The sequence below is a fragment of the Streptomyces sp. NPDC001220 genome (assembly GCF_053597895.1).
On the sequence record NZ_JBSFJE010000003.1, the window covers coordinates 32157 to 45357 of the forward strand.

Annotated in this window: 16 protein-coding genes; 10 read left to right on the forward strand and 6 right to left on the reverse strand. The window is 72.8% G+C overall.

Annotated features, from left to right (window positions below):
- Nucleotides 1-17 precede the first annotated feature (17 nt).
- Both ACWDGI_RS08175 and ACWDGI_RS08180 read left to right on the forward strand, forming a co-directional pair.
- Nucleotides 18-1307, forward strand: coding sequence for an ROK family protein (locus tag ACWDGI_RS08175; protein WP_450756592.1), 1290 nt, complete (start codon nucleotides 18-20; stop codon nucleotides 1305-1307).
- Between the two features lie 78 nt (nucleotides 1308-1385).
- A complete protein-coding gene (locus ACWDGI_RS08180) occupies nucleotides 1386-1610 on the forward strand; it encodes a hypothetical protein (protein WP_450756594.1) in 225 nt (74 codons plus the stop codon).
- Between the two features lie 154 nt (nucleotides 1611-1764).
- Here ACWDGI_RS08180 and ACWDGI_RS08185 read toward each other — a convergent pair whose 3' ends face one another.
- Nucleotides 1765-2727, reverse strand: coding sequence for an SDR family NAD(P)-dependent oxidoreductase (locus tag ACWDGI_RS08185; RefSeq protein WP_450756596.1), 963 nt, complete (start codon nucleotides 2725-2727; stop codon nucleotides 1765-1767).
- Between the two features lie 292 nt (nucleotides 2728-3019).
- On the reverse strand, nucleotides 3020-4030 hold the full coding sequence (locus tag ACWDGI_RS08190; RefSeq protein WP_450756598.1) for a PHP domain-containing protein: 1011 nt from the start codon (nucleotides 4028-4030) through the stop codon (nucleotides 3020-3022).
- A gap of 67 nt (nucleotides 4031-4097) precedes the next feature.
- Here ACWDGI_RS08190 and ACWDGI_RS08195 point away from each other — a divergent pair, with 67 nt between their 5' ends.
- Complete coding sequence (locus ACWDGI_RS08195; RefSeq protein ID WP_450756600.1) at nucleotides 4098-4346, forward strand: hypothetical protein; 249 nt, start codon at nucleotides 4098-4100, stop codon at nucleotides 4344-4346.
- A 30-nt stretch (nucleotides 4347-4376) separates the two neighbouring features.
- On the opposite strand, the gene ACWDGI_RS08200 is transcribed toward ACWDGI_RS08195, so the two are convergent.
- Together ACWDGI_RS08200 and ACWDGI_RS08205 are read right to left on the reverse strand one after the other, a co-directional pair.
- Complete coding sequence (locus tag ACWDGI_RS08200) at nucleotides 4377-5618, reverse strand: ricin-type beta-trefoil lectin domain protein (RefSeq protein WP_450756602.1); 1242 nt, start codon at nucleotides 5616-5618, stop codon at nucleotides 4377-4379.
- A 227-nt stretch (nucleotides 5619-5845) separates the two neighbouring features.
- Nucleotides 5846-6529: a VanZ family protein gene (locus ACWDGI_RS08205; RefSeq protein WP_450757446.1), complete on the reverse strand. Its 684-nt coding sequence runs from the start codon at nucleotides 6527-6529 to the stop codon at nucleotides 5846-5848.
- A 325-nt stretch (nucleotides 6530-6854) separates the two neighbouring features.
- Here ACWDGI_RS08205 and ACWDGI_RS08210 point away from each other — a divergent pair, with 325 nt between their 5' ends.
- From ACWDGI_RS08210 to ACWDGI_RS08235, 6 genes are read left to right on the forward strand one after another with little or no spacing between them, the layout of a single operon-like run.
- Nucleotides 6855-7037, forward strand: a complete 183-nt coding sequence (locus ACWDGI_RS08210) for a hypothetical protein (RefSeq protein ID WP_450756604.1) — start codon at nucleotides 6855-6857, stop codon at nucleotides 7035-7037.
- Nucleotides 7034-7486, forward strand: a complete 453-nt coding sequence (locus ACWDGI_RS08215; RefSeq protein ID WP_450756606.1) for a monovalent cation/H+ antiporter complex subunit F — start codon at nucleotides 7034-7036, stop codon at nucleotides 7484-7486. The genes ACWDGI_RS08210 and ACWDGI_RS08215 overlap by 4 nt, the downstream gene beginning before the upstream one ends.
- Nucleotides 7479-7733 carry a hydrogenase subunit MbhD domain-containing protein gene (locus ACWDGI_RS08220; RefSeq protein ID WP_450756608.1) on the forward strand — a complete coding sequence of 85 codons (255 nt, stop codon included), beginning with the start codon at nucleotides 7479-7481 and terminating at the stop codon, nucleotides 7731-7733. Before ACWDGI_RS08215 ends, ACWDGI_RS08220 begins: the two co-directional genes overlap by 8 nt.
- Entirely contained in the window at nucleotides 7730-8470 is a 741-nt protein-coding gene (gene mbhE / locus ACWDGI_RS08225) for a hydrogen gas-evolving membrane-bound hydrogenase subunit E (RefSeq protein WP_450756610.1), read from the forward strand. Before ACWDGI_RS08220 ends, mbhE begins: the two co-directional genes overlap by 4 nt.
- A 10-nt stretch (nucleotides 8471-8480) precedes the next feature.
- Nucleotides 8481-8828, forward strand: a complete 348-nt coding sequence (locus ACWDGI_RS08230; RefSeq protein ID WP_358926421.1) for a sodium:proton antiporter — start codon at nucleotides 8481-8483, stop codon at nucleotides 8826-8828.
- Entirely contained in the window at nucleotides 8828-10579 is a 1752-nt protein-coding gene (locus ACWDGI_RS08235; RefSeq protein WP_450756612.1) for a complex I subunit 5 family protein, read from the forward strand. Before ACWDGI_RS08230 ends, ACWDGI_RS08235 begins: the two co-directional genes overlap by 1 nt.
- A gap of 14 nt (nucleotides 10580-10593) precedes the next feature.
- Here the strand turns inward: ACWDGI_RS08235 and ACWDGI_RS08240 are convergent, their stop codons facing one another.
- Nucleotides 10594-11226: a DUF4230 domain-containing protein gene (locus ACWDGI_RS08240; RefSeq protein WP_351697272.1), complete on the reverse strand. Its 633-nt coding sequence runs from the start codon at nucleotides 11224-11226 to the stop codon at nucleotides 10594-10596.
- A 340-nt stretch (nucleotides 11227-11566) separates the two neighbouring features.
- Nucleotides 11567-12382 carry a helix-turn-helix transcriptional regulator gene (locus tag ACWDGI_RS08245; protein WP_450756614.1) on the reverse strand — a complete coding sequence of 272 codons (816 nt, stop codon included), beginning with the start codon at nucleotides 12380-12382 and terminating at the stop codon, nucleotides 11567-11569.
- 74 nt (nucleotides 12383-12456) lie between these two features.
- Here ACWDGI_RS08245 and ACWDGI_RS08250 point away from each other — a divergent pair, with 74 nt between their 5' ends.
- Nucleotides 12457-13173, forward strand: a complete 717-nt coding sequence (locus ACWDGI_RS08250) for an SDR family NAD(P)-dependent oxidoreductase (protein WP_450756616.1) — start codon at nucleotides 12457-12459, stop codon at nucleotides 13171-13173.
- Nucleotides 13174-13201 lie beyond the last annotated feature (28 nt).

The window sequence follows — 13201 nt, forward strand, 5'->3', positions numbered from 1 at the left end:
TTCGTGAAGGGAGCCACATGGCGGGGCGGAACGGGCGCACGGTACGCGACCTCAGAAGGGCCAACCGCACGGCCGTGCTCCAGCGGCTCTATTTCGACGGCCCCCTCAGTCGCTTCGAGCTGGGGCCGGCCACCGGCCTGAGCTCCGGCTCGGTGAGCAACGTGGTCGCCGACCTGGTCGCCGACGGCCTGGTCGAGGAGGCCGGCAGCGTCGACTCCGACGGCGGCAGGCCCCGCACCCTGCTGCGCGTCGCCCCGGACAGCGGCCACATGATCGGCGTCGACGTCGGCGAGACCCGGGTCCGGGTCGAGCTGTTCGACCTCACGCTCACCGAACTCGCCCGGGTCGAGCGTCCGCTGGAGCAGCAGGGTTACGACGTCGAGGTGATCGTCGGCCACATCCGGGACGGCATCGCGGAGGTCCTCGCGACCGAGGGGGCCTCGCCCGAACTGCTGCTCGGTGTCGGTGTCGGCGTCCCCGGCATCGTCGAGCACACCGCCGACCGGGGTGCCCTGGTGCACGGCCAGACCATCGGCTGGGACGCCGTTCCGCTGGAGGAACTGCTCCGCACCGGCTGCCGGCTCCCGGATTCCGTGCGGTACTTCATCGACAACGGCGCCAAGACGCTCGGCCAGGCCGAGATGTGGTTCGGCGCCGGGCGCGGCGCGGACAACGCGGTCGTGGTGCTGTTCGGCTCCGGCGTCGGCGCCTGTCTGGTCTCCGCCGAGGTGGAGCACGGCCGGGCCGTCGAGTGGGGCCATCTCACGGTACGGGTGCGGGGCCGCCGCTGCCGCTGCGGTGCGCTCGGCTGCCTGGAGGCGTACGCCGGTGCCGAGTCGCTGCTGGCCCGCTGGCGCGAGGAGGGCGGCCGCCCGGCCGAGGGCACCGACGAGGAGACCGCGCTGACCGCGATGCTCGCAGCCGCCTACCCGCCCGAGGGCACCGAACCCGACCCGGTCGCGCTCGCCGTCCTGGAGGAGACCGCCGAGTACCTGGGCGCGGGCCTCTCCGACCTGATCAACCTCTTCCAGCCCGAGCGGATCCTGATCGGCGGCTGGGCCGGCCTGCAGCTCGGTGCCCGCTTCCTGCCCGCCGTCCGCCGGTACGCGACCACGTACGCGCTGCGCCACCCCGCCGAGCAGGTCACCATCGACCTCGGCCGGCTCGGCCCGGACGCGGTCACCGTCGGGGCCGCGATCCTGCCCCTCGCCGACTTCTTCAGCCGCGGCGGGCGTCGCGCGGAACCGGCGACCGAGGACCGCCTGCCCGCCTGGCGCACGGCGCTGGAGGAGCGGACCCCGCGCTGAGCCCGCCCCGGTTTCACGGCTCCCGGGAGAGGTACCCGTGAACTGCCCGGACCGATGTGACGTGCGAGGGGAGCAGCCGTGAGTGACCAGCAGGACAGTGGGCCCATACCCCGGGACATGCCGGACCAGCAGGCCCGGACCGAAGGCCGTGACCCGTGGGAAGCGGCCGAGGGCAGCCGACCGGACGCCCACGAGGAGGCCGACCTCCCCGACACCGACGAGGCCGGGACAGGGCCTCGGGGTGCGCCGCGTCCTGGGGTGGTGAACCCCGAGGAGCCGCTGCCGGAAGAACCGTCCGGCTGAGCGGGGGACGCGGCCTGGCCGAGCCCGGTGCGGGGCAGCTTGCCCCCGGTTCCGCGGGAGCCCGCGCACGGCACCGGGCGGTGCACGCCGCGTGCGGGGCAACTGCCCGCGGATGTCCGGGAGTCCGTCGACGCCGGGAGCGTGGCGGCGGGTGTCAGGCGAACGCGTTCACGCCCGTGAGTTCCACCGAGAGGTCCCAGAGCCGGGCCGCCTGGTCCGGGTCGGTCGCCCAGGCCTTGACGCCGGTCGTCTCGCCTTCGACGGCGGGCTCGGCGATGTCGCAGTCCTCCAGGTAGACCCCGCCCATGTCCGCCAGCTGCGGGGAGGTCGCGGCCCAGGTCTGGGTGGCCGCGCCCTGCGGGGGCGTCTTGAAGCCCTGCGGGTTCAGCACGTTGCCCTGCTCGTCGATCCAGCCGCGCTCGCGCATCTCCTCGCGGGGGATGTGCCGCTGGAGCGGGGTCATGATGCCGCCCGGGTGCAGGGCGAAGGCCCGCACGCCGGAGTCCTGGCCGAGCCGGTCCAGGTGCACGGCGAACAGCACGTTCGCGGTCTTGGCCTGCCCGTACGCCTGCCACTTGTCGTAGTCGTGCCGCCACTGGACGTCGTCCCAGCGCATCCCGGCGAAGTGATGGGCGCGCGAGGAGACCGAGACGACCCGGGCGCCGCCCGGTTCGAGGGCCGGCCAGAGCCGGTTGACCAGGGCGAAGTGCCCGAGGTGGTTGGTGGCGAACTGGGCCTCCCAGCCGGGCCCGACCCGGGTCTCGGGGCAGGCCATGATGCCCGCGTTGTCGATCATGAAGTCGACGGGCCGTCCGGAGGCCAGGAACCGCTCGGCGAAGCCGCGCACGCTGTCCAGGTCGCCGAGGTCCAGCTCGTCCACCTCGACCCCGTCCAGGCCGGCCAGCGCCTCCCGGGCGGCCTCGGCGCGCCGGGCGGGGACGACGACGTGGGCGCCCGCCTTGGTCAGCGCCCTGGTGGTCTCCAGGCCGAGCCCGGAGTAGCCGCCGGTGACGATCGCGAGCCGGCCGCCGAGGTCGAGGCCCGCCAGGACGTCGTCGGCGGTGCTGTCCGCGCCGAATCCGGAACCGATCTTGTGCTGTGGAGTCGTAGTGCTCATGACGTGAACGCTACGAATTGGAGTGCTCTCGAAGTCAAGCCCGGGTCCCGGCGCCCGGGAACCGCCCCCGAACAGCGCAAAGCCCCGGCCGCGACGGGGGATTCGCGGCCGGGGCGGCCAGGTGGTGGGCACGGATGGCGGTCGCCTCTCGGCGAAAGGCTCCACAGGGCTTCAGCCGAACGATCGTCCCTGTGGGCAAAAGGTGAGGCCCGGGGACACTGTCCCATCCGCACCCACGGCTGGTTCAACGAGCAACCACCCGGGGCTGTTCCGGGCCCTGACGTGATGAGCGTCACCCGGCCCCGGTCCAGGCGAGCAGCCGTTCCGCCGGCCAGGTGTTCACCACCCGTTCGGCGGGCACCCCGCACTCCTCCGCCCGGGCGCAGCCGAGGATCTGCCAGTCCAGCTGGCCGGGCGCGTGCGCGTCGGAGTCGACCGAGAACAGCACGCCCGCCTCGACGGCCCGGCGCAGCAGCCGCCGGGGCGGGTCCAGACGCTCGGGGCGACTGTTGATCTCCACGGCCGTACCGGACCCGGCACACGCGGCGAACACCGCGTCCGCGTCGAACTCGGACTCCGGCCGCCCCCGGCCGGTGACCAGGCGCCCCGTGCAGTGGCCCAGGACGTCCGCGTGCGGATCGCGTACGGCGCGCACCAGGCGCCGGGTCATCGAGCGGGCGTCCATCCGCAGCTTGGAGTGGACCGAGACGACGACCAGGTCCAGCCGCTCCAGCAGCTCCGGTTCCTGGTCCAGCGACCCGTCCTCCAGGATGTCGCACTCGATGCCGGTGAGCAGCCGGAACGGCGCCCAGGAGGCGTTGAGCTCCGCCACCGCCGCCAGCTGGTCGCGCAGCCGCTGCGGGGACAGCCCGTGGGCCACCGTGAGCCGGGGCGAGTGGTCGGTGAGCACCGCCCACTCGTGGCCGAGCGCGGCCGCGGTGCGGCCCATCTCCTCGATCGGGCTGCCGCCGTCGGACCAGTCCGAGTGCAGATGGCAGTCGCCGCGCAGCAGCGCCCGCAGTCGGGACCCGCCGTCCGCCGCGGGTTCGCCCGCGTCTTCCTCAAGCGTGCGCAAATATCCGGGCAAATCTCCGGCCAGCGATTCCCGGACCACCTGGGCCGTCTTCGGGCCCACGCCCCGCAGCGATTCGAGGGTGCCGGCCCGGGCCCGCTCGGCGATCTCACCGGCGGGCAGGGCGGCCAGGACCCGTGCGGCGGTGCGGAAGGCGCGCACCCGGTAGGCCGGTGCCAGGGACCGTTCCAGCAGGAAGGCGATCCGTTCCAGCGCCTCGACGGGTCCCATGGCCACCTCCACCGTCAGGGTGACTCGGGCGAGTCACTTCCGCGCGGGGAGATCTACCCTCGATTGCATGACCGAGATAGCGAGCCCGTTCATCTCCTGGCCGCGGATCCTGGTGCTCGGCGTCATGACCGGCAGGCCGGGCACCCTGCCCTTCCGCATCGTGGAGATCGACGGAGAGGTGGTCGGTGAGGCGCGGGACATCACCGAGGTGCTGGCGGTCGCCGCGAACCACGGGATCACGGTCCACGACCTGGACGACCCGGCCGTGGTCCGCTGGGTGGGCGGGGACAAGTTCACCTGGACGCCCCGCCACTAGACAGCGACCGCCGGACGGCGAGTCCTGCTCTCAGCCGACGGTCCACTTCTGGTTGGCGCCGCCGGAGCAGGTCCAGATCTGCAGCCGGGTGCCGTTGGCCGAGTTGTTGCCGGTGACGTCCAGGCACTTGTTCGCCTGGGGGTTCACGATGTCGTGCGCCGCGGAGACGGCCCACTTCTGGGCGGCGCTGCCGTTGCAGTCGTAGAGCTGCACCGTCGTGCCGTCCGCGGTGCCGCCGCTGGTGACGTCGAGGCACTTGCCGAGCGCGCGGACGGTGCCGTCGCTGCCCACCGTCCACTGCTGGGCGGCGGAGCCGTTGCAGTCGTAGAGCTGGACGGGGGTGCCGTTGGCGGAGTTCGCCCCGGCCACGTCCACGCACTTGCCGGCCAGGCCCTTGATCGCGACGCCGGCCGCGGTGTCGCTCGTGGTCACCGACACCGAGTCCACGACCAGCTGGGCCGGGAACGCGGTGGAGCTGTTGGGGTCGCCCGGCCAGTAGCCGCCGACGGCCAGGTTCAGGATCAGGAAGAACGGCTTGTTGAACGCCCAGGTGTTGCCGCCCACGTCGGCGGGGGTGCGGGTCTGGTAGGCGATCCCGTCGACCGACCAGGTGATCGAGTTGGGCGCCCAGTCGACCGCGAAGGTGTGGAAGCCGTCCGCGAAGGCCTGGCCGTTCGGCAGCGTGTAGCCGGCGCCTATCCCGGCGGAGCCGGAGTAGCCGGGGCCGTGGATGGTGCCGTGGATGGTCGAGGGCTCGAACCCGACGTTCTCCATCACGTCGATCTCACCGGAGTTCGGCCAGCCGACCTGTCCGATGTCGTTGCCCAGCATCCAGAACGCGGGCCACATGCCCTGCCCGCGCGGGATCTTCATCCTCGCCTCGACATGCCCGTACTGGGCGCTGAACTTGCCCGAGGTGTTCATCCGGGCCGAGGTGTACTGGCAGGTGCCGTACCAGCACTGGTAGTTGGCGGGGTTCTCCTTCTTGGCCGTGATGACCAGGTGGCCCTGGCCGTCGAGGGCCGCGTTGTTGGTGCCGGAGGTGTAGTACTCCCGCTCGTGGTTGTTGACGTTGTCGCCGGTCTCCAGGGTCCACTTCGAGGAGTTGACCGCCGAACCGGCGGGCCCGTCGAAGGTGTCGGAGAAGGTCGTGGCGGCCGCACCGGCTTCGGCGGCCTCGGCCCGGTGCGCGGGACCGACCGCGACCGACCCGAGGAGGGCGGCGGACAGGGCGGCGAACAGGCATCTGCGGATAAGGCGTGGGGAGGCCACGGCTCGTCCTTCCGTACGGCGGCCGGGCGCGGGGAGGCGGTCGGCCGGGGTGGGGGGTGAAGGCGTCGCCTCTTGATTTAAGAGATGAGATAAGTGGCCCGTCAATACCTTGGTACGGACCAGTGTCGGACGATCGGGCGATGACCCTCCCGGGCCCCCGCGCGGGGCGGTCGCGGGCGGGTCATGCCGTCACCTGTCATGCCGTCACCCGTCATGCCCTCGCCCTGTCAGGCCTTCGCCTTCTTCGGCTTGCGCGCGTGGACCGCCCGGCCGAGCCGGCGGCCCAGCAGCACCCAGCCGATCAGCGCCCCCGAGGTGTTGAGGATGACGTCGTCCACGTCGAAGGCGCGTCCCTCGACCAGCAGGCCCTGAGCCGTCTCGACCATCAGCATCACGAACGCGGTGAGCAGCAGCACCCCGAAGAAGCCCCGGGCGCGCGGCACGAGGACCGGCACGATGATCCCGAACGGCACGCCGAGCAGGATGTTCCCGCCGATCTGCTTGACCGCGTCCCGCAAGGCGGGCTGGTCCAGATAGATCTTGAGGGAGCGGCCGGGATGCAGATTGGTGTGCGCGATCGACACGGACGCCGGCGAGGGATCCAGCGTCAGCCGGGCCAGCACGACGGCGAACGCCACCATCACCGCGAACGCAAAGAGCATGGCCAGCACCCGCAACGGCAGCGGGAGCGGACGGCGTTCGGTACCGGTGGACCCGGCGGTGCGGCTCGCCCTGCCGGTGCCGCCGGCCTTCCCCGCGCCGCCCGTCCCGCCGGTACGCCCCGCCTTGCCGACGCGACCCTTCTTACCGGTGCCGGCGGTCTTTCCGGTGCCGGCCTTCGTGGTGCCGGCCTTCGTGCTGCCGGCCGGCTCGGCGCGGCGGACGCCGACGGCGCGGGCGACCTTGGTCAGTACCCCGGGCCGTTTGCCGGTGTCCTTGTCCGTGTTCGTCCCGTCGTTCTTCTCGGCCCTGGTCGTGCGCAGGCGCGAGACGGCACTGGCCATGAGGTCCTCCACTTGTCAACAGTCCGGCGTGCTGACCCAGTTACCCAGGAACCGCCCGGAGATGCCCTCGCCCATGACGGCGGCCGGAGCGCATCCGAGGTTTCCGTCCGCGCTCCCCGGGCACTCCGGACCCGTTCCCGCGTGCCGCCGCTCCCCGCGACGGATGCGGTGCTTGGATGCCGGAGACGGCGAAACGGGCATAACGCCGCAAGGCGACCCAAGGAGGCGGCGGATGACCGGACGTACGGCGCTCGTCGCCGCGGCCGAACTGCTCACCTGGTGGGCCGGACTGGCCCTGCTCTGGCTGGTGTTCATCGGCAGCGTCGACACCCTGGAGCGGATCGTCGGCGCGAGCGCGGCGGCGGTCGGTGCCCTCGCGGCCCGGGCCGGCCGACAGGTGGTGACCTGGCGGTGAACGGCTGGATCCTGGCCGCGACCGTGCTGCTGGCCGGGGGAGCGGGCACCGCCCTGTGGGCGGTCGCCACCGGCCCGCTCGGCCGCCGGGTGGTCGGCCAGAACCTCGCCACCTCCGCGGTCTGCCCCAGCCTGCTGCTCCTCGCCCAGGGCTACGGCCGTACGTCCTACGTCGATCTGGCGTTGCTCCTCGCGCTGCTGGGCCCGGTCGGCACCCTGGTCTTCGCCCGGCTGCTCGCCGACGACCTGGCGGACGAACGGCCCGCCGCCTGGGGCCTGACCTGGACGGCGGCCGCGGTCGGCGCGGTGGTCGTGCTGGTGCTCTGCGCGGTGACCGGACCGGGTCGGGCGACGGTGAAACTGCTGGTGACCGGGGCGCTGCTGATCGTCGGGAACGTGGTCGCCTCGCGGGCGCTGTCCGGCGGGTTCCGGGGGGTGCGCGGTGGCTGACGCGGTGATCGTCGTCGCGCTGCTGCTGACGGCCGCCTCGGCGACCGCGGCCGTGGCGACCCGCGACCCGGCCCGTCAGGCCCTGGTGCTGTCCCTCCTCGGGCTGTTCCTCGGTGCCCTGTTCACCGTGCTCCAGGCTCCCGACGTCGGCCTCTCCCAGCTCGCCGTCGGCTCCGCGCTCACCCCGTTGCTGATCATGCTGTCGGTCCGCAAGGTGAAGCGGCGCGGAAAGGCGGACGACAGGTGACCCGGCGCCTGCGACTGTGGCTGCTGGCCGTCGGCGGCGCGGGCCTCGCCGCCCTGCTGGTCGCCGCCTGCCTCGACCTGCCGTCCTTCGGCGGCCGCAGCCACCCCTACGGCGACCGGGCCGTCCGGGCCGCGCTGGCCCGGCGCACCGCCAACGTCATCTCGTCCGTCAACTTCGACCAGCGCGCCTACGACACCCTCGGCGAGATGAGCATCCTCTTCGCCGCCGTCCTCGGCTGTGTGGTCCTGCTGCGCCAGACCCGCGACGAGCACCGGGCCCGTCCACGGCCGGCCGAAGTCGCCCGGCCCGTCCGCCGGTACGCCCTGCTGATGCTCCCCGTCGCCCTGGTCACCGGCCTGTACGTCATCGCGCACGGCCAGCTCAGCCCCGGCGGCGGCTTCCAGGGCGGGGTCGTCGCCGCGACCGCACTGCACCTGCTGTACCTCGGCGCCGACTACCACGCCCTGGAACGCGTCCGCCCGATCGGCGTCTTCGAGGTCGCCGACTCCCTGGCCGCCTGCGCCTACCTGGTGCTGGGCCTGTCCGGACTGCTGGCCGGCACCGCGTTCCTCGCCAACACACTGCTGCCGTACGGGACGTTCAACACGCTGTCCTCCGGCGGCCTGGTCCCCCTGCTGAACGCGGCCATCGGCATGGAGGTGGCGAGCGCGGTCGTCGTCCTGCTCGCCGGCTTCCTCGACCAGGCCGTGGAGATCGAGGAGGAGAACGGGAGTTGAACCGCCGGTGATGCACGTATTCCCCTATCTGGTCGCCGTCTGGATCTTCCTGACGGGTTGTTACGGCCTGGCCACCAGCCGGAACCTGATCCACGCCGTCGGCTGCCTGGCCGTCGTCCAGTCGTCGACGTACGTCCTGCTGCTCGCGGTCGGCTACCGCGACGGCGGCACCGCACCCGTCTTCTCCGATCTCAGGCCCGGCACCCGGCCGCTGGTCGACCCGGTGGTGCAGGCCCTCGCCCTGACCGACGTGGTCGTCGGCGCGACCGTCACCGCGCTGCTGCTCGCGCTGGTCCTGCAGATCGCCAAGCGGCACGGCACGGTCGACCCGGACGAACTGACGGAGCTGCGCGGCTGATGCACCACCTGCTGCCGCTGCTCGTGGCCGTCCCGTTGCTCGGCGCCACCCTGCTGGTGGCCGGTGGCCGTCGGCTGCACCGGGTCCTCGCCGAGAGCTTCGCCTGCGCGGTGTGCGCGGGCACCTGCGCCCTCGCGCTGATCCTGCTGCTCAACTCCTCGCCCCCGCTGGTCGAGTGGGCCGGCGGCTGGCGGCCGGCCGGCGGGGAGAGCGTCGGGATCGTGCTGACCGGGGACGGCCCCGCCCTCGGCATGGCCGCCCTCGCCTCGCTGCTGACGCTGGCCGCGCTGGTCTACTCCTGGCACTACTTCGCGGAGCCGCCGCGCCGGCACGCGGGCTCCTTCCCGGCGCTGATGCTGGTCTTCCAGGCCGGGATGTGCGGCTTCGCGCTCGCGGGCGACCTGTTCAACGCGTTCGTCTTCTTCGAGCTGATGAGTGTCGTCGCCTACGCGCTGACCGGCTACCGCATCGACGAGGCGAAGGCGGTGCAGGGGGCCCTGACCTTCGGCGTGGTCAACTCCCTCGGCGCGTACGCGATGCTGACGGGTATCGCCCTGCTGTACGCCCGCACCGGCGAACTGGGCATGGCGAAGATCGGCCGCGGACTGGACGCGCACGGCCGCCCCGACGCCCTGGTCCTGGCCGCCTTCGTGCTGGTGCTCACCGCACTGCTGGTCAAGGCCGCCGCCGTGCCCTTCCACTTCTGGCTCCCGGACGCCCACGCCGTCGCCCCCACCCCGGTCTGCATGCTCCTCTCCGGAGTCATGGTCGAACTCGGCGCCTACGGCGTATGGCGGGTGTACGGCACGGTCTTCGCCGGACCCGGCGGCATCCCGGCCGCCGACCTGGAACGGGCACTGATCGTCCTCGGCACGCTCACGGCCGCGCTGGGCGCGTTCATGTGCTGGCACCAGCGGCACATCAAGCGGCTGCTGGCCAACTCCACGATCGCCCACACCGGGCTGTTCCTCGTCGGCCTCGGCGTCCTGACCCCGGCGGGCGACTCCGGGATCGCCCTGTACCTGCTCGGGCACGCCGGGGTGAAGGCCGCCCTCTTCGCCTGCGCGGGGATCCTCCTGGACCGCTACGGCAACGTCGACGAACGCGCGCTGCACGGCCGGCCCCGGGAACTACGCACGGTGGGCGTCCTGTTCACCCTCGGGGCGCTGGCCCTCGCGGGGCTGCCGCCGTTCGGCACCGCGCTCGGCAAGTCGGTCGCCGAGGAGGCGGTGGGCGCTCCGCTGACCGTGCTCTACGTCGTCGTGTCGGCGGTGACGGCGGGGGCGGTGCTGCGGGTCGCCGCCCGGGTCTTCCTCGGCCTCGGGGACCGGCCGCCCAAGGGCGACGCGTACGAGACCACCGGGACCGGTGAGGAGCCCGAGACCGAGGGCCGACTCGGGCGGATCCCGGCCACGATGACCGCCGTCCCCGCCGTGCTGGTGGCCGGCGCCCTGGCCATGGGCCTCGCCCCCGGTTTCCCGGCGGCGCTGGCCCGTGCCGTCGACAGGGGCAGGACCCCGGCCGTCGTCCACTGGACGTCCACCGGGGTCCTGCTGGGCTGCCTCTCCACCCTCCTGGCCGTCGGGCTGGCCGCCCTCGCGGTCACCCGCCCCGGCCTCCTGGCGGCCCGGGGCGGGGCGCTGCCGCTGCGCCGCCTGCAGTCCGGGCACGTCGGGGACTACGTGGCCTGGCTGATGGTCGGCGCCGCGACGCTCGGGGCGCTGGCCCTGCCGGGTGTGCTGGGCGGCTGATCACACGGCCCGGATCAGACCGTTCCGTAGGACACGTGCACCTCCGTGAAGCCGAGGGAGTGCAGCAGGCCCTCCAGCATGTCGGTGGTGTTGGTCTCGGCCCGGGTGGTCAGACCGCTGGTCTTCGCCGCGTCCGAGATGTGCTTCACGGCCAGCTTCTGCACCGCCTGCTCGCTGTTGGGGTTGTCCGAGAACAGGTCGCCCAGCCGGTCCAGCAGACCGCGCTGCTTGGAGACGGCGTAGGAGTGGTCGGCGTCCAGGGTGGCCTTGCCGAGCTGCGCGTGCGGCAGCCGGATGGTGGCCTCGGTGCGGTCGTCGTTGACCGTGACGTCCTTCTGGCCGATCTTCCCGAGGTCGACGTAGGAATCGACGTTGCCCGCCCCGACGTACAGGGTGCGGGTGCCGCGGATCGCGCTCGGCAGGTACTTGGCGTCCTTCTCCAGGTCCACGACGACCTGGAAGTTGCCGGACGCCGCGTCGTAACGGCTCATGTCCTGGATGGACTTGAGCAGCGCGGGGCCCGTGTTGTCCCGGGTCTCCGTGCCGAACAGGTCCTTGATGCCCGGTAGCACCGCCAGCTTGATCCCGGCGAACAGCACCACGAGCACCAGCACGAACGCGGTGAGCAGCTTCGCCCAACCGGGCATGCGCCGGGGCCGGGCCTTGACCGGAGTCTCCTTCTCGGAGGTCTCCTTGCTCTCCTTGGTGGAACTCGCCATGTGACGGTCCTCCTTTCCAACGACACGAATGCCCGCCGAACGCCTTGCCAGACCGTGTTGTTGGCCGATTGAGACAGCTGACGCAGGACTGATACACGCTTGAGGGTGGAGTGACCTCCCGCCGGCGTGCCAGGAGCCCCGGATGACCGCAGAAGGCACTTCCCGGACTGACCCTTTGTCCGATGCGCCGTGTGACGTATCCCGAGTCCGGACCGCCCGGCTCACCACGCCGGCGACCGGCACCCCGGTGGACCCGTTTCCCGGCCGGCTAGACCCGCGCCGCCAGCTTTGCGATCCGGCGTGCCGACGCCGAGCCCGGGTCGGCCGTGACGAGGACGACCTCCTGGTCGTCCTCCGGCACCAGCAGGACGTCGCAGTTCAGCCGTAGCCGCCCCAGCTCCGGATGGTCGAGGACCTTGGTGCGATGCCCCGGGGCATGCACCGGATGGGTCGCCCAGATGCGCCGGAACTCCGCGCTGCCCGCGTTCAACTCATCCAGCAGGGAGGCGAGTTGCGCGTCGTGCGGATAGCGTTCGGCAGCCCGCCGCAGCCGGGCCACGACGATGTGTCCGAATTCCCCGGCAGCGGAACTCGCGTACATCCGGCCCTGGCCCAGGAAGCGCCGCCGCGCCAGGTTGGTCGTGCCGCGTCCCAGGTCCCCGCCGAACAGCAGTTGGGCGAGGGGGTTCCAGGCCACCACGCCGTAGGAGGCGTCGGTGACGATCGCCGCGGTGTCGGGCAGCCGCTCCAGCAGGCCGGCCACGTGCGGGCGCACCCCCCGGACCGCCACGGGGGCGGGCGGCGCCGCGGCCGAGCCGGCCAGCCGGAAGAGGTGGCTGCGCTCGGCGGGGGCCAGCCGCAGCGCCCCGGCCAGGGCGTCCAGGACGCGCGGGGAGGGGCGGGGGCCGCGGGCCTGCTCCAGACGGGTGTAGTAGTCGACCGACATGTGGGCCAGTTCCGCGACCTCCTCACGCCGCAGGCCGGGCGTCCGGCGCGGGACGGTGCCCGGCGTGAGTCCCACCGCCTGCGGACGCAGTCCCGCCCGGCGCTCCCGCAGGAAGCGGGCCAGTTCCTGCCTCGCCATACCGCCGCCTCCCCGGTCCGCCTGGTACAGGTGGTCCCTGGCAGGACGGACGCGGCCGGGGAACCGTGGCTGTCATGAACGATCGCACAGCACTCGTCACCGGTGCCAACAAGGGCATCGGCTTCCATATCGCCCGGCTCCTCGTGGAGGCGGGCTTCAGCGTCCACGTGGGCTCCCGGGACATCGAGCACGGCGAGCGGGCCGTGGCGGAGATCGGCGGCGACGCGCGGCTCCTGGTCCTCGACGTCACCGATGCCGCCGGCATCGAACGCGCCGCCGCCCGCGTCGACCGCCTGGACGTCCTGGTCAACAACGCCGGCGTCCAGCCGGTCACCGGCCCGCCCACCGGGACCGGTGTCGAGGACCTCCGGCGGATCTACGAGACGAACGTCTTCGGCGTCGTCGCGGTGACCAACGCCTTCCTGCCCGCGCTGCGCCGCTCCGCCCACCCGCGCGTCGTGAACGTCTCCAGCGGCGCCGCGTCCCTCACCTGGAGCACCCACCACAATCCGCAGTTCACCCACGGCAGCCCCCGGTCCGCGGCCTACCGCTCCTCGAAGGCCGCGCTCAACGCGCTGACCGTGTTCTACGCCCTGGAGCTGGCCGAGGACGGCATCAAGGTGAACGCCCTCGCCCCGGGACGCCGGGCCACCGACCTGGTCCCCGGGGCGGCCGCTGGGGGCGGCGATCCGGCCGAGGGGGCACGAGGGGCCGTACGGCTGGCGCTGCTGCCCGACGACGGGCCGACCGGCGGGTTCTTCTCCTGGGACGGCACACCCGTGCCGTGGTGAGAGCGCGACGGTCCGTAGCATGAGCGCG